The organism is Meiothermus sp. CFH 77666 (assembly GCF_017497985.1).
Classification (GTDB): domain Bacteria; phylum Deinococcota; class Deinococci; order Deinococcales; family Thermaceae; genus Meiothermus.
In genome coordinates this window covers 147,270-162,862 of the sequence record NZ_JAGDFV010000002.1, presented here as the reverse complement: position 1 = coordinate 162,862, position 15,593 = coordinate 147,270, and the positions used below count along the sequence as shown (strand labels likewise).

General features: G+C 63.5%; 14 protein-coding genes. 6 read left to right on the top strand and 8 right to left on the bottom strand.

Annotated features, from left to right (window positions below; translation table 11 throughout):
• Positions 1-1,131: 1,131 nt before the first annotated feature.
• Complete coding sequence (locus tag J3L12_RS02315; RefSeq protein ID WP_208013418.1) at positions 1,132-1,272, top strand: hypothetical protein; 141 nt, start codon at positions 1,132-1,134, stop codon at positions 1,270-1,272.
• Here J3L12_RS02315 and J3L12_RS02310 read toward each other — a convergent pair.
• Both J3L12_RS02310 and J3L12_RS02305 read right to left on the bottom strand, forming a co-directional pair.
• Positions 1,253-2,854, bottom strand: a complete 1,602-nt coding sequence (locus J3L12_RS02310) for a hypothetical protein (protein WP_243454833.1) — start codon at positions 2,852-2,854, stop codon at positions 1,253-1,255. The genes J3L12_RS02315 and J3L12_RS02310 overlap by 20 nt on opposite strands.
• Positions 2,855-2,877: 23 nt before the next feature.
• Complete coding sequence (locus tag J3L12_RS02305) at positions 2,878-4,368, bottom strand: YifB family Mg chelatase-like AAA ATPase (RefSeq protein WP_208013417.1); 1,491 nt, start codon at positions 4,366-4,368, stop codon at positions 2,878-2,880.
• A gap of 133 nt (positions 4,369-4,501) precedes the next feature.
• Between J3L12_RS02305 and J3L12_RS02300 the strand changes: the two genes are divergently transcribed.
• Genes J3L12_RS02300 through J3L12_RS02290 form a run of 3 tightly spaced genes read left to right on the top strand, consistent with a single transcriptional unit; the run spans position 4,502 to position 6,025 of the window.
• Positions 4,502-4,801 (top strand): hypothetical protein, encoded by a 300-nt coding sequence (locus J3L12_RS02300; protein WP_208013416.1) that lies wholly within the window; start codon positions 4,502-4,504, stop codon positions 4,799-4,801.
• Positions 4,798-5,700 carry an ROK family protein gene (locus J3L12_RS02295; RefSeq protein ID WP_208013415.1) on the top strand — a complete coding sequence of 301 codons (903 nt, stop codon included), beginning with the start codon at positions 4,798-4,800 and terminating at the stop codon, positions 5,698-5,700. The genes J3L12_RS02300 and J3L12_RS02295 overlap by 4 nt, the downstream gene beginning before the upstream one ends.
• Positions 5,701-5,758: 58 nt before the next feature.
• A complete protein-coding gene (locus J3L12_RS02290) occupies positions 5,759-6,025 on the top strand; it encodes a glutaredoxin family protein (protein WP_208013414.1) in 267 nt (88 codons plus the stop codon).
• A 77-nt stretch (positions 6,026-6,102) separates the two neighbouring features.
• Here J3L12_RS02290 and J3L12_RS02285 read toward each other — a convergent pair whose 3' ends face one another.
• Entirely contained in the window at positions 6,103-7,944 is a 1,842-nt protein-coding gene (locus tag J3L12_RS02285) for a transcriptional regulator (RefSeq protein WP_243454832.1), read from the bottom strand.
• Positions 7,945-8,401: 457 nt separating this feature from the next.
• Here J3L12_RS02285 and J3L12_RS02275 point away from each other — a divergent pair, with 457 nt between their 5' ends.
• On the top strand, positions 8,402-9,190 hold the full coding sequence (locus tag J3L12_RS02275) for a hypothetical protein (protein WP_208013413.1): 789 nt from the start codon (positions 8,402-8,404) through the stop codon (positions 9,188-9,190).
• 111 nt (positions 9,191-9,301) lie between these two features.
• Positions 9,302-10,504, top strand: a complete 1,203-nt coding sequence (locus J3L12_RS02270; RefSeq protein WP_208013412.1) for an adenylosuccinate synthase — start codon at positions 9,302-9,304, stop codon at positions 10,502-10,504.
• Between the two features lie 117 nt (positions 10,505-10,621).
• On the opposite strand, the gene J3L12_RS02265 is transcribed toward J3L12_RS02270, so the two are convergent.
• The 5 genes from J3L12_RS02265 to J3L12_RS02245 form a co-directional block, all read right to left on the bottom strand.
• Complete coding sequence (locus J3L12_RS02265; protein ID WP_208013411.1) at positions 10,622-11,749, bottom strand: ABC transporter permease; 1,128 nt, start codon at positions 11,747-11,749, stop codon at positions 10,622-10,624.
• Positions 11,750-11,947: 198 nt separating this feature from the next.
• Positions 11,948-12,385, bottom strand: a complete 438-nt coding sequence (locus J3L12_RS02260) for a 3D domain-containing protein (protein WP_208013410.1) — start codon at positions 12,383-12,385, stop codon at positions 11,948-11,950.
• A 368-nt stretch (positions 12,386-12,753) separates the two neighbouring features.
• Positions 12,754-14,352 (bottom strand): DAK2 domain-containing protein, encoded by a 1,599-nt coding sequence (locus tag J3L12_RS02255; protein WP_208013409.1) that lies wholly within the window; start codon positions 14,350-14,352, stop codon positions 12,754-12,756.
• A complete protein-coding gene (locus tag J3L12_RS02250; protein WP_208013408.1) occupies positions 14,345-14,686 on the bottom strand; it encodes an Asp23/Gls24 family envelope stress response protein in 342 nt (113 codons plus the stop codon). Before J3L12_RS02250 ends, J3L12_RS02255 begins: the two co-directional genes overlap by 8 nt.
• 150 nt (positions 14,687-14,836) lie before the next feature.
• Positions 14,837-15,511, bottom strand: coding sequence for a DUF3108 domain-containing protein (locus J3L12_RS02245; RefSeq protein WP_208013407.1), 675 nt, complete (start codon positions 15,509-15,511; stop codon positions 14,837-14,839).
• Positions 15,512-15,593 lie beyond the last annotated feature (82 nt).

Below are 15,593 nucleotides of genomic sequence, written 5' to 3'. Positions count from 1 at the left end.
CGCCATCACCGTACTGAACTTGGCTTTACCGCTTGGTGGGCTTACCTCATCATCGCCCTGAACCTCATCGCTGCTTCCCCAGACCTGTGTATAGCTGACATCGTTTTGTGACTAGCACCAGTGATTAGCTATTTCAAAGAACATGCCTATCGCTTCCCACTCTCCTGGCAGCAAGCCTTCTTTCGTACGGGGGAGCATAAGGTCTAGCCTCTCCTTCAGGATTACCTCTAGTTCACCGCATGGCCCCTTGAATACGAGGCGTTGGGCTTCGCCATCCTCCAATATAGAAACCCACCTGGCATTGTCCTTGGTAGCTTGAGTGAAATCCGAAGAAGCCAGCAGATTGGTCGTATAGATGGACGCCTCCAAAGAGGGGTCAAAGGCGACCAAGGGTACGATTAGCACCCGGCTTCCTTTAAAAAAGCGCTCGAGCCGAAAAAAAGAGAGCCCATCCCTTGTGGTAGGCAAAAGAACCACATTTTTACGTCGGCGCTTAGGGAGGCCTGCGACATCATCTAAAAGGTAAGCTCCTAAGTTGTGAGCCCCTTAGCCAAGTCACAAGATCTGAAGAATCCGTCACAAAAAGGGGGTTGGGCAAACCAAAGACAGGCGCCAAGGATTGTTCGAGTTTGACCTTCAATTCGCCTCCCATCAAACCCTCCCTGCAATTTTGGGATTACAGCCGCAACAAAGCACTGAAAGGTAGATCCGACTAAATCCCCGCCCCGCAAGGGCAACTCACCAAAGAAACACGAGAAGAGGCTGGGTCAAGCGCAGACCCCTGGCTAACCCATGAGTAGGACACCGTATAGCTGTAGCCAAAAAATCCTACCACAGGTTTGCCAGAGGAAGCCTCGCCAAGGTTGCTCAGCGAATCAGCGTAAGGCCTTGAAACCTTTTTGTGATGACCTTCCGACACAAATTTAAGCAAGCGAGGGGCTTTTAGCTTGAGCTGGATGGTCTTCTCCATTTCGATCACCTCCCAGGAAACAAAATGTTTTGCGGCTGTAATCGTCATTTTTTATAGCACCCCCCAGGTAACCAAACCCCCTCTCAGAATGGTTACCTTCTTAACTCATTTTGGTTACCTTCTGACCGATTAGGTTACCTGGGGTTGGGTAGGGTGGAGGTATGCGCAAGGGAGTATTGTTGCTGGCCCTTTTGGTTCTGCTGGCTCTGGCTTTCCGGGATGCGGCCTACGCCTGCGCCCGCCCCGACTGCATCCCCCCAGAATCGGTGCGCTCAGGCGGGCCTAGCGATACTGGGCGCTGAGCCTTCTCGCCCAGGCCAGCACCGCCGGGTAGCGGGGGTCTTGCGCGGGCAGGCGCTGGAGCAGGGCTTCCCAGAGGGTGAGGTCATCTGGGAGTTTCTGGGCCAGCCGGTAGAGGGGTTCGGGGTCAGGGTGGTCGAGCACCCGCCGTTTGAGCTGCTCCTCGATCCGGTTTCGCAACACCTCGAGGCCCGGAGCCTGGCTTTTGGGCAGGAGGGGGCCCTGGTAGAGGGCCAGGGCTGGGTAAAGCTGGTTTTGCTGTAGGGCTTCTTGGAGCCTCAGGAAGTCGGCCTCGATGGGGGTGAGGAGCCGGTAGGGGCGGCTTTGAATCTCGAACCCCTGCTGGCGCAGGCGGCAGATCTCGGTCTTGAGGGCCATCGGGTTGGGCTCGGGGTAGAGTTCCTGGGCCAGGGCCTCGCCCGTGATGCCCTCGGGATGGGCCAGGAGCAGGGTGAGGAGTTCGAGGCTGCGGGGCCGCAGGTTGGGGAAGCCCTGGAGCTGGGCCTTTCCCAGGGCCTGCAGGTAGGGGGTGGTCAGGGTGAGCGAGGGGAGCTCCGCCGGCAGGAAGAGGGCTCTGGCCTCGGGGCGCAGGGAGCAGGCCATGCTGCGGTAGGGCTCGGGAAGGGGCTGGCCCTCCAGGGCGCTGAGGTGGGCCACCGCCCGCAGGGCCTCCTCGGCCCACTCGGCTTCCAGGGCGGGGAGGCTCTCCTCCAGCAGGGGGCGGGCCTCGAGCTGGGGGTAGCGGTAGAGCCCCTCAGCGAGGAGCAGCAGGGCCTGGGGCAGGGGTTCTCTGGAGGGCTGGGCCCTAGCCGCCCGCAGCAGGCGGGAGAGGAGGGGTTGCCGGAACGGGTGGTCTTTGAAGAGCAGCACCAGCAAGGGCAGGTCGTAGGGTTGGTGGGGGCTGGGGGTCTGATCGAGGAGGGTTGGAAGGAGGCCGGGGTCGGGCGGGCCCTGCATGCCCTGCAGCAGCAGCGAGAGCCACAGCGCGTAGTAGCGCACCGGGGGGGCGGGGTGGGCCAGGAAAGGGGGCAGGGCCTTCTCCAGGCGGGGCAGGGGTTCCTCCCCGGTGTAGGCCAGCAGGGTGAGCTCTTCCAGCCGGTAGTGGGGCTGGGGGTCTTGCAGGACGGCCAGGCTGGCGTAGGCCAGGGCCTCAGGAAAGCGGCCCAGCCGCCTAAGGGTACGGGCCAGGGCGAAGGCCAGGCGGGCCTGCTCCACCGGGGGGGCGGCCTGGGCTTGCAGGCGGTGCAGGGCTTCCTGCAGGGCCAGGAGGCCGTCCCTGGGCGGGAGCGAGAGGCCCAGGTGGTAGAGGGTCAGGGGGGTCTGGGCGGTCTGGGCCGCGGCCAGGGCCAGGCGGCGGTAGGCCTGCGAATCGCCCTGACGATAGGCCGCGAAACCCAGGAGGGCGAGGCGCTCGGCCTGATCCTCCAGGCCCTGGGGTTGCCAGGCCTCCAGCAGGCGCTGGGCCTCTGCTGCGTTTCCCTGGGCCAGCAGGGCCAGCGCAGCAGTCTTGGCCTCCCCCTGAAGTTGGGCCAGGGAGAGGGCTTCTGGGTAGCGGCCCTGCCGGTACAGGGCCAGGGCGTCCATGGCATGAGTTTAGCTCAGGCAGGTTACCCCAGACTCCTTCGATACGTCAGCGCCTCGGCCAGGTGGGCTTCCTGGATGTGCTCCGCCCCCGCGAGGTCGGCGATGGTACGCGCCACCCGCAGGATGCGGTCGTAACTGCGGGCGGTGAGGGCCAGGCGCTGGGTGGCGGCTTGCAGCAGGGCCTCGGAAGCGTGTGAGAGTGCGGTGTGCTGGCGCAGGGTGCGGCCAAAGAGTTCGCTGTTCAGTTTGCCCTGGCGGGACTGCATCCGCTCCCGGGCCGCCAGCACCCGTTCCCGCACCACGGCGGTGGGTTCGCCCTCAGGAGCGCGGGCTAGCTCCTCCGGGGTAAGCCTTGGCACCTCCACCACCAGGTCGAAGCGATCCAGCAGGGGGCCGGAGATGCGGCCTACGTAGCGGGTGCGCTGGGTAGGGGTACAGCTACAGGGTTTTTCCGGGTCGCCGAACCAGCCGCAGATGCAGGGGTTCATAGCAGCTACCAGGAGAAACCGGGCCGGGTAGGTGAAGCTGGCCCGGGCCCTCGAGATGGTGACCACGCCATCTTCCAGGGGTTGGCGCAGCACTTCCAGGGCATCGCGGGAAAACTCGGGAAACTCGTCCAGAAACAATACCCCCCGGTGGGCCAGGGAAATTTCGCCCGGCTTGGGGATGGTACCACCGCCGATCAACCCGGCATCCGAGACGGTGTGGTGGGGGCTGCGAAAGGGGGCCGTTTTGAGGAGGCCCTTCATGAGCCGCCCGGCGGCGGAGTGAATGCGGGTGACCTCGAGCGCCTCCTCTGGGCTCAAAGGCGGCAACAAACCCGGCAGGCGCTTGGCCAGCATGGTCTTGCCCGAGCCGGGGCTGCCGCTCATCAAAAGGTGGTGCCCTCCGGCGGCGGCGATTTCCAGGGCCCGCTTGGCCTTGGCCTGGCCCTTGACATCGAGCAGGTCGAGGGAGGCATCCAGGCTTTGCACAACCTGGCCAGCACGGGCGGTGGGCAGCTCTTCAGCCCCCAACAAGAACCGCACCAGCTGCGCCAGATGCGCCGCCCCAAACACCTGCACCCCTTCAATCAGGGCGGCCTCTTCGGCGGAAGCCAGGGGCATCAGGAGCTTGTAGCCCTCTTGAAGGGCCCCCAGGGCCAGGTTGACCGCTCCCGGAACCGGGCGGAGTTCCGCGTCCAGGCCCAGCTCGCCCGCCGCCGCAAACCCTTGCAGGGCTTCGGGGGGAAGGGTTCCCTGGGCACAGAGCAGCCCCAGGGCAATGGGCAGGTCGTAATGGGTCCCTTCCTTGCGCAACTCTGCCGGGGCCAGGTTGATCACCACCCGCCCCTGGGGGTAGGGAAAGCCGGCGTTCTTGAGGGCGGCTCGCACGCGCTCGCGCGACTCCTCTACGGCCTTGTCGGGCAAGCCTACCACCGCGTAGAAGGGCATTCCTGGCGAAACGTCCACCTCGACCGTGATGGGCTGGGCCTCGAGGCCAAATAGACTGTAGGTTCGTACCTGGGCCAGCATAGCTACTGCCCATTAGCTTAGCGGGCCGGTTTGTAAATCTTGGGTAATGTGCAACGGCTACCGGGCCAAAAGGCCCGCTGGACACTTGGCATCGTGAGTCCTTCTTTCCTCCAGGCTGTTATGCTGTTAGCCAATGAACGATCATCACGTCCGGGGTGACGAAAGTCAGGGCCAGCACCCCTCCCATCGCTTGATCGGGGAAATACCGTATGAACTGCTCCTTTCAGCACCCAGGGTTATTGCCGAGGGCATCCGGGCTCGGCTGGAACAAAGCCGTATTCCGGTTTACCTCGAGACCCCCTTTACCAGCTTTGGCCTGCCCGAAGCCTACATGGGCACCTACACCGGCGATGTGAGCCTCTGGGTGCCCCAGGCGCTGCACGAAGAAGCCGTGCTGATCATGGAGCGCGATCACCAAGGAGAGCCATCATGAGCGTAGTGGGGATAGACCTGGGCGGAACCAAAATTATGGCGGGGGTGCTGAGCGAGGGCGTTATTCGGGCCAGGGTCACGGTGCCTACCCCCGAGGAGGGCGGCAGAGCGGTTATTGCCGCCATGGCCCAGGCCGCTTTATCAGCCATAGAGGCCGCAGGTATTGGCGTCAAGGCCATTGGCCTGGGCACCCCGGGGCCGCTGGACTTCAAACGAGGCCGTATCAAGTTTGCCCCCAACATCGCCAACTTCACCGACTTTCCCATTGTGGAGCTCTTGGAGGAGGCCACCGGCTACAAGGTCTACATGGAAAACGACGCCAACGCCGCGGCACTGGCCGAGCACAAGTTGGGCGCAGCCCAGGGCGCCGAGAGCAGCCTTTTCATGACGGTTTCGACCGGGGTGGGCGGCGGTTTTGTGTGGGGGAACCGGGTGCTGCGGGGCGTGAATGGTCAGGGGGGCGAGATTGGGCACATCACCATGCAGCCGGGCGGCCCCCTGTGCGGCTGCGGGCTGGATGGCTGCTTGGAGGCGCTGGCTACGGGCCCGGCCATGGAGCGCATGGCCCTGGCCTCTTTCAAGCGCGAGATGGGCACCCGCGAGCTCTTTGCCCTGTTCCAGCAAGGCGACCCCAGGGCCAGCCGGATTGTCTTGCAGGCCGCAAGCTGGGTGGGCATTGCCCTGGCTTCGTTGGTGAAGTGCTACGACCCCGAGGTGGTGGTGCTGGGGGGCGGGGTCGCGCTCAACGCGGGCCCGGCTTATCTGGACGAAGTGATGCGCTCGTACCACCGCTACATGGAGAACTGGATCACCCCGCCCATCCACCTGGCCAAGCTGGGGAGCGAGGCCGGGCTGCTGGGTGCGGCCCTGACGGCGGCCCTCGAGGTTGGCGAAGCCTAGCCAGCGTTGTCAGAAGCACACAGTTTTGCCCCCGGGCCGCGTACACTCCTGGCTGGCTATGATTATCATGTACACCACCTCCTGGTGCCCCGACTGCCGTGCCACCAAACAAGCCCTCGCAAGCCTCGGCCTGCCCTATACCGAAGTGGACATCGAACAGGACTCGAGCGCTGCCGAGCTGGTAATGAAGGTGAATAACGGCAAGCGCAGCGTTCCTACCCTGGTTTATGGCAACCACGCCGCCTCGATGAGCCGTTTCTCCATTGCCAAGCTCAAGAGCTGGCTCGAGCAAGCGGGCCTTCAGGCAGGCAGCTACCAGGCATAACGCTGGTACGATCTATCTGTGACGAACCATCCAACCCAATCAAACCGGGGCTCCACGCCCCGGTTTTCGTGGAGGATTCAGTATTTCCTCGCGGCTTCTACCGCGCTACGAAAAAATTCGAACACCTCTACTTTCGGCGCAGACTGGGCCTGGGCTGCCGGGGCTATCCGATAGGAGGAGGCCTCTAAATCAATCAGGCAGCTTTCGGCGCTGCTGGTAAGGCGGATGCTGGCCCCCGCCGGCACCCGGAACCAGATATCGAGTTCTTCTTGTAGCGGCAGCAGCAGGGCGTTGTCGGCCAGGGCGCCAGCCTGGATGCCCGGTAAGAAAATCACCCTTGCCTCGCGGGGCTCCTGGATCTCCAGCATGAGGGGCGCAGCACGGCCCGAGATACCTACCCCCAGGGGGTTTTCCACGTAGGCATGGCCCTTGAGGTGCAGCAGGGAAGCTTCATCGTGGCTGGCCCACATGATGCCCGAAGTGGTGGCCTGGGAAGGGGTGCGTACCCAGCGCACATGGCGGCCATCTACTTCAAAGCCCTGTCCAAAACGGGCTTCTTCCAACAGCGCCAGCTCACTACCCCGGGCCATCTCACTGGTATTTGGGCTCATCGGCAGGGTTTCGTTCATGCCCAGCCAGGCCTTGAGGCCGTAGCGGGTCCAGCCCGGCAGGGTATTCACAAAGGTGCCCCAGTCGGCGGTGTCACCGGCCATCAGGCGGTGGTAGGCCTCGGCCATACGCTGTTCTTCCATGGCGCATTGCAGAGCCGCCTGGCGGTGGTATTGCTGGCGGCGGCCCGGTTGCAACCCCAGGTACAGAACCCGGCGGCTGGCGTCGTCGGAGAACTGCCACTGCCCAACATAGACCAGCCAGCCCCGGCGCTCGAGCTCGTCCAGATAGGGCGTGGCCTCCAGCGCATCCAGCAAGCCCTGGCTATAGGGGCCGGGGTGCACCGAGAGGCGCTCGAGGGCCAGGCGGGCCTCCAGCGAGAGCATACGGGCCTCGAGCTGCACCTGGGCCCGTACCCGTTGGGGCAGGGGCACCTCGGTGCCGTTATGGGGCACTGCCAGCAGTTCGCGCAGGTGGCCGGGCGAGCCACCCGAGGCCAGGAAGAGCCGAGCCGCCTGTGCAAAGGGCAGGTTGGCAAGCATCGAGGCGCGGGCCTCGGCCCACGACAAGGGCGGCAGGGTGATGTAGCGGGTGCGCTCGGCGGGATAGTGGCTGCGCAACTCCAGGATCAGCCTGGGGTCTTCCCCGTAGGAGGAGCGCTCCACCACCCACAGTCCATCGCGGTCGGTAAGGATGCGCTCCATGGAGACATCGGTGTAGGGCGGGCGCAGGTAGTGCAGCGCCTTGCCACCCCCTCGGGGGCCTTCCAGGAAAGGCATCCCCAGGGCTTTGGCCAGGGCCTGGGCAAAAGCCGTGCGCCCCGAGCCGGGCCGGCCCATCAGGATCAGCACCGCAGGCAGGGTCAGTTGTGAAGCCACCTCCTGCACCAGGCGTTCGCGTCCGACGGTACCCGAGCTATTGGCCATAAGCTGCGAACGCTGGCCCTCGAGCCAGGCTCTAAACTCCACCGAGAGCTCCTCCAACCCTTCCATAGGCGCTCCTGGTGAAGGGGTGCGATCCAGGGTGACAAAAGGCGGAAGTTGCAGGGGATCCTCGCCTGCTTTGAACAGGGTATAGCCCAGGGGGGCCAGGGCCTGGCTCAGGCGGTGCAACTCCACCCGCAAATTCTGCGAGGCAGCGGAATGACCCCAGAGCAGGTCGGCCAGCACCTCGCGTCGGGTGGCTCCTTCCAGGGCCAGGTAATACAGAATGGCCAGACCCTTGCGCTGGAGCTTTAACTCGCGTCCTTGATACTCCAGCCGGGCTGGGCCCCATAGTTTGAGTTGGATTGGTCCTCCAGCTTTATTCATGCCTACACTCCTTGCAAATCCCCTTGGGGCGTGGCTAAAGTCCCGGTGCGAATCCCTTGCCGGCAATTTCCGCGATATTTGCGGAGTGCGATGAGTGCATTGGGGTATACCACCAGGGCCGATTCCGCACGGGATTGCTTCCACAACCCCTGCCGGGAAATAGACGTAGCCCGGTGATGATAGCCACCGAACTGCGTCTTTTGCTCGTTACCTCCCTTTCTCAAGCGTGAACTCCTTCGTTAAACCTCTCATGCAGAGTAACACGGTGAAAGGGAATCCCGTGTTCAAAATGCACAACCCAGGTCACACCCCCGTTCTTGGGGGGGGTATGTGCCGTTAGCGAAACTGGGTTCTGCGGAATCGGCAACTCCTCAAGGCACGCTCCCCTCTTATCTTCCGTCTGTGCTGTGATGGATAAACACGGCAAGAGAGCTCTGCCATAGGACAATCGGTAGGTATGTGGCCCATTAAAGCTTTGATTCTTCTGGCGATGTTCAGCGCAGCCTTTGCCCAAACCTCCTGGCCTCCCCGGCTCGAGACCGGCCAGGTCTGGAACTTTACCTTCGAGGTGCAGGGCCAGCGCTTTGCCTGGAACGTGCGCCTGGGTTCAGCCCAGAACGGCATCTTCGAGGCCCAGGCCCAGGGGGTGGACACCCGGGCCGCCCAGGTGGCCTACTTTGCCGACACCCTGCCCGGCACCAACTACAAAAACGTGCTGGTTTTCGACTTCAAAGCGCCCAGCACGGCCTCGAGCTTCGCCTCTCCCTTTACCTGCCTCATCCAACCCGACGGCAAGGGCACGGTCGCCCTGGCCGGAGTCCCCTGCTCGGCTACACTGGGCAGCGCCGCCGTCGGCACATCGGGTAGCGCCGGCGCTCCCGTCTGGCTCAAAGAAGCCCGCAAGGAGCCGGTAGCAGGCCAGACCTGGCGCCTCGAGGCCTTCAACGTGGCCTGGAACCTCACCCTGAGCAAGGCCGAGAGCGACGGGTTCTCGGGCACTGCCCGGATAGTAGAAAACCGCAGCGGCGAGGCGCTCCCTACCGACTGGGCCATGCGCCTGTACTATGTGGGCCGCACCCTGCGCCTGGATGTTTCCGTGGGACAAGCCCTCATCTCCTGCCTGCTAGACGACCAGTTCCAGAATGCCGTAGACGGGGTGCTGCGCGGCGAGGCCAACCTCTACAGCCAGGGCCAGCAGGGCAGCCGGGGCCAGAGCGGTTGCCGGGTGGTGCTAAACCCCCGCTAAGCCAAGCTCGAGCCCACCCATGTCCCAGGAGCCTGCCTCCTGGGGCGTATTTTTTTACGCACCCTGGAGTTGGGCTTTGCGCTTTCGGCCTTTGGCTTTAGGCTATATCTCGTGCCAGGAATTGCCATCATTGGAGCCCAGTGGGGCGACGAAGGAAAGGGCAAGGTGACCGATGCCCTCGCAGAGAATGCCGACTTTGTGGTGCGCTACCAGGGGGGGGCCAACGCCGGCCATACCGTGGTGGCCCAGGGCAAAACCTTCAAGCTGAACCTCCTTCCCACCGGGGTCATCCACCCCCAGGCCACCAACATCCTGGGCGACGGCATGGTCATAGACGCCTTCCGCTTCGCCGAGGAGATGCAAAATATCCGCGCCCAGGGCTTAGAGCCCAAAGTACTGGTCTCGGACAAGGCCCATCTGGTACTCCCCCACCACAAGCACGTGGAGGCCCGCAACAATTTCGTGGGCACCACCAAACGGGGCATCGGGCCGGCCTACTCCGACCGAGCGCGCCGGGTGGGCATCCGGGCGGGGGATTTGCTCCACGAAACCGTGCTGAAAGAACGGGTCGAGACCCTGCTCACCGAAAAACCCAACTCGACCAAAGAGGCGGGCTGGGACACCCCCGCCAAAGCCCTGGCCGACCTCGGCCAGATGCGCGAGATTCTGGCCCCCCACATCGCCGACACCGGGCGCCTGCTGCGCGAAGCCATTCAGCACGGCAAAAAGGTGCTCTTCGAGGGGGCCCAGGCCACTTTACTCGACCTCAACTACGGCGACTATCCCTACGTGACCAGCTCGCACCCCACCGTGGGGGGCATCATCGTGGGCACCGGGGTGAACCACAAGGCCATCAACAAGGTCTATGGGGTAGCCAAAGCCTACGCGACCCGGGTGGGCAACGGCCCCTTCCCCACCGAGCTCCACGGCGAAGAAGACGAGTTCTTAAGGCAGAAAGGGGGCGAGTTTGGGGTGACCACCGGGCGGGCAAGGCGCACCGGCTGGCTCGACCTGGTGCTGCTCAAGTACGCCTGCGAGGTCAACGGCTTCGACGGGCTGGTGATCACCAAGCTGGACGTGCTCTCGGGCTTCCCCACCGTGAAGGTGGGCGTCGAGCACCTTGCGGATGGCAGTGTGAGGTATGAAGAAATCCCCGGCTGGGGCGACCTCTCGGGCATTGGGAGCCGCGAGCAGCTGCCCGCCAGCGTCAAGCGCTTCATCGACCTGATTGAAGACTACACCCAGACCCCGGTGGTGATGTTCTCCACCAGCCCCCGGCGCGAGGACACCTTCGGGGCGGTGAGCTGGGTTTAAGTTGCGCCCGTATAAGGTTTTGAGATGAATCCAGGCTGCGCTAGAAAATCATGCTCCGGGCGCAATACCCGAATGATTTTCGATCGTGCCATTATCCAAAACATAGGCGGGAGGCACTTAGCGCAACACCTCCCCCGGCTTAATCCGCAAAGCCCGCCAGAGGGGCAGGAGCGAGGCCAGCATCACCACCAGCAGGCTAAAGCCTGAGACCCACACAAAGTCGGAGGGCTTGATGTCCACCGGCAGGCGGGTCAGGAAGTACAGCTCGCCGGGGATTTCCACCGGGCGCCACTGGAAATAGCTGGACAGGCCCCAGCCCAGCAGGTTGCCCATCAGAATGCCCAGCGCGCCCAGAATAAGGCCCTGCAGGGCAAACACCCCGGCCACCTGGGTTCCCCGCGCCCCCATCACCCGCAACAGGGCGATGTCGGGGGTTTTTTCGATCACCGTGAGCACCAGCACGCTGGCCATGCCCAGCGCCGCCACCACCACAATCAAAAAGACCACAATCCCGATCACCCGCTTTTGCAGGGCCAGTTGCTCTATAAGGGTGCGGTTGCTGGACTGCCAGGTCTGGGGGAAGTAGGCCCGCCCCGCCAGGGCCAGGCCCACCTCGGGGGCTTTGTCGGGGTTGCGCAGGCGAAGCTGATAGCCCGAAAGCGCGTTGGGCTGCTCCATGAGTTCGCGGGTATCGGCCAGGGTGGTGAAGGCAAACCCGGCGTCGAGCAGATAGTTGCCGGTCTGGAAGGTGCTCACCACCTCGAGCTGAATTCGCTTCTGGTTGATCGAGACCAGAAACAGCCTGTCGCCCGGATAGGCGCCCAGGCTGCGGGCCAGCGCACTGCCCAGAACGATGCCGCCGTCTTTGAGCCGGGACAGGTCGAGGTCGGGGTAGACGGCCTGCCCGCCCTCCCCCAGCCCAATCAGGGTGGCGAAGTCGGCCCCGGCCGTGCGGCCTGCCTCGGCCCGGCGGGTCAGCAGGGCTTTGGTTAGCAAGACCGGTGCTTGCCCGATGACCTCCGGGTTGGCCGACGGAGCGGGGCTATTCTCGGGGTTCAGGCTCTGCAAGTAGAGGTGAGGCACCGCCTTGAGGGTGGCCTCGACCAGCCCCTTGATAAAGCCGTTGGTCAGAGAAAGGGCGGTGGTGAGCACCATAATCCCCACCGCCACCCCCAGGAGTGTGATGAGGCTCTGGGTGCGGCGGTAGCGGAGTTGGCGCAGGGCAAGAAACCAGACAAAGCGCATAGGGTCAAGGGTTAAGGGTCAAGGGCCTACACTGCACCATGCTGCATTCGTGAAATCCTAACAGCCACTCGAGCGGACTTCACTTTTTGCGCGTTGTACCCTAATAAACTGCGACCCCACACATCGCATAGGAGCCGCTAGAGTCACGAGCCCAGTGATTCTTGGCCCTGGGCTCTGGCCCCTTGACACCAGACTACTCTACCCCCGGCCTCGCTGGATCACCGTCACCCGGACGTTGCGCACCCCAAAGCGGATGGCGGTGCTGCGATCCGGCAACCACACGTCCAGCCGCTCTCGCTTACGGGGGTGCATGGTGTCCTCTACGACAAAAACCCGACCTTTGAAGAGGTAGTTGAAGCGCCCCTTGCCCACCCCTGCCGGGGTGCCCAGATCCTCGAGCATCACCTTAGAGCCGTAGGGCAGCTCTCGGAGCATGTCCCGGCTCACCGCAATGATGCCGATGCGGGTGCGGGCCCCGGTAGCGGTGATGAAGGGGGTGCTGTCGGTCTCCCGCACCGAGGAGGTGTAGGCCGTGGCCTTGAGGGTCATCACCCGGGGGGCCTGGGCCCAGCCCAATCCCAACACTGCCAATAGCAGGATCAGACTCGGAATGCGGAGGCGGAATAATCGTTCCATACCTCCTCGAGGGTAGGGGGGCAGTTCTCAGGTTCCCTTAGAAATCGGCGTCACGCCTCTCATTTATTTGGGGGGTTGGATTGGCATCAGACCAACTTTTTTTCGCTTTTGCTTGCCAGACGGGATTTTCTCGCAGTTTCACTTTATGAGTCCAACCTAAAGGGTTTCTTGAGATTTCTCATCTCGGCCATGACGGCTCCCTGACATATTTTGTGAAGCGGTATACCGAATTTATTCCGCCCAGAACGGGCTTTATTCGGGAAATAAGCAGAAAATTGCATTACGCCCGCGGCGCACAAAAGTAACGCCGGGGCGAAACACGCTGCCGGATTTGAACAATCGACCGGGTTCAGGTTACGAGGCTCGAGTTATTCCAGCACAGCAAGGTAATCGTAGAGGTCTGGGCCGCCGGGGTGAATCTCAAGGCTGAGGTCGGGCATGGCCTGGGCAATCCGGGCCGCCAGGGTGTCGAGGGTGTCTTTTGTAACCGTGGGGCCATGGAAAATGGTCAGTATTTCGTAGTCGCCTTCCTGGGAGGCCAGTTGAATCATGTTGAACAGGGCCTCCTCGGGGGTGTTGGCGGCCAGGGCCAGTTTGTCGTCGCGCAGGCCGATGGGCTGGCCCTCGGTCACGCTCACCCCGCCAATCTCCACGCTGCGGCTGGCCCGGGTGACCTCCAGGGTGACCGCCCTCCTGGAGGCTTCTTCCATCTCGGGCAGGAGTTCGCTCGAGGGCAGCTCGGCCTGATAGAGCACGCTGGCGGCCAGTCCCTGGCCCATGGTACGGGTCGGGATCACGTGTACGGTCTTGCCCTCGGCCAGGCCTGCCGCCTGCTGGGCCGACATAATCACGTTGCCGTTGTTGGGCAGCACAATCACCTCGGGGTTGGGGAGGCTCTTGATGGCGTCCAGGATGTCCTGCACGCTGGGGTTGGCGGTCTGGCCGCCCGCCACGACGCGGGCCCCGAAGCCCCGGAAAGCCTTGACCAGCCCCCAGCCGTTGGCCACCACCACCAGGCCCGTAGGCGGGGGGGGCTCGTCGGCGGCCCCGGCCATGGAGAGGATCTCGGTGTGCTGCTGCGACATGTCCTCGACCTTGGTACGCACCATCTTGCCGTAGCGGGCCACGCTGGCCAGCAGGCCGTCGGGGTCGTTGGTGTGGATGTGGCCCTTGACGTAGCCCTCGGCCCCGACCACCAGCAAGGAGTCGCCAAAGGACGAGACCGCCTCGCGGATTTTCTCCACCGGCTCGGCCACCCCTTCCATTAGAAACTCGGTGCAGTAGCCGAACGCCTCCTCCTCGAAGGCGGTCTGAGCATACCTCTCGATTTTGGGCGGTTCGGGCAAGGGCAGGCCCTTGAGGTAGCCCTCGAGGCCCTCCACAAACCGCAACAAACCCACACCGCCTGCATCCACCACCCCGGCCTGCTTGAGCACCGGCAGCAGCTCGGGGGTGCGGTCGGAGGCCTCGCGGCCACGCTGCAAAGCCCCCTGGAGAACCGCCTCGAGGCTCGTAGCGCCTTCCTCCACTGCCTGGCGGGCCCCCTCGGCCACCCCCCGCGAGACCGTCAGGATGGTGCCCTCTACGGGCTTCATCACCGCCTTGTAGCCCATGCGGGAGCCCTCCTCGAGGGCCCTGGCCAGCAGCTCGGGCGAAACCGCACTGGCTTCTTTGATGGTCTCGGCAAAACCCTTGAGGATTTGCGAGGTAATCACCCCCGAGTTTCCCCGCGCACCCAGCAGCGAGCCATAGCTGATGGCCCGCGCCACATCGCTCATCTTGCTGGTGTCGGCCAGATCCAGCTCCCGCCGAACCGATTGCAGCGTAAGGTGCATGTTGGTGCCGGTATCGCCATCCGGCACCGGGTACACGTTCAGGGCGTTGGTCTCCTCGACATAGACCGCAAACCAATCGGTCGCATAGCGGAAGGCCCTGGCAAGTTCAGCAGGCGAAAGAGCCTCAGCCACGGCTCACCCCCACCACGTGAATCCGCACGGTAGAAAGCTCGACTCCCGCCAGGCTTTTGGCAGCCCAGTTCACCCGCTCCCCAATGCTATCCACCACCGTGGGGATGCGCGCACCAAAAGCCACCACCACATACAGGTCGGCCTGGTATTTGCCGGGAGCATTCGGGTCGGGCTTAACCACCACCCCTTCGCTGGCCTCGCTCCGGCCCAGGATACGGCTGATGGATTCGCGGATACCGGCAGGGCTCATCCCAATCACCCCCGGTACTTCGTGCGCGGCCAGACCCAGGATGGCCGCCAGCGCACTCTCGGTTACGGTTATGTTCCCTTTCAAGATAAGCCTCCAGATTGGTTCAACCCCACACATCGCCCTGGACTCATCGTCGTTGCGCTGGGGTTGCTTGGATACCTATGGCGCAACTATAACGCACCCCAACCCAGTTTCCAAGCTTTCACAAAGCTCAGATGAGAGCCTTTTGTGGGCCTAGCGCCCATTGGAATTTTCGACCAGGGTAGCCTCCAGTCGGCCAAAGTCGCGTCCAAAGATGATGCGAACCGGGGTACGGCGGGCATCCTGGCGATACCAGACCTCTACCAGCAGGTCTTCGCGGGCAAAGCGGTAGCCCAGCAGGCCATTGCTGCCGGGCAAAACCTCCAGTCGGCCCTCGGTCAGTTTGGGGTAGTCCACCGCACGAATCAGGCGGGTTTCGGGACGAACCCGCAGGTAGTAAATGAGCGAGACCTGATCCATCACCTCGTCGCTGGCGCTACTCCAGCCTGACTGCTTACCGTCAGGATAGACCACCCTGGCCCGGGAGCCGTTGTTCTCCTGGCGCTCGAAATAGAGCCGGGTGGTGCCCTTGAGGGGCTCGGTCAGGATTTGCCAGAAGCGGTCTGTAAAAAGGTCGTAACCGACCTGGCTCTCCGACTCGAGGCCATAGCCTACCGCCTGCGCGAGCCCGGTGGTCTCGAGTTTCAGGCGAAAGCGCCAGCCCCCCTCGATGGGATCGGCGCTGAGATAGAGCCGCCCCACCCCGAGCCCCTGCCAGGTTACGTTGTAAACCAGGCGTTCACCGGGCAGCCAGGGCACACCCTGCGCCAGGGCGGGCGGGCCCAGGCCCGCCAGCACCCACACTAGAAACCACCCTCGCCAGCGCATAGGCTTCCCCTCCAGGGTACAGCAAGCGCCCGGGATGTTCCGGGTTAAGGCGGGTACAGGGGCGCGTTTTATTAAGGGCCCT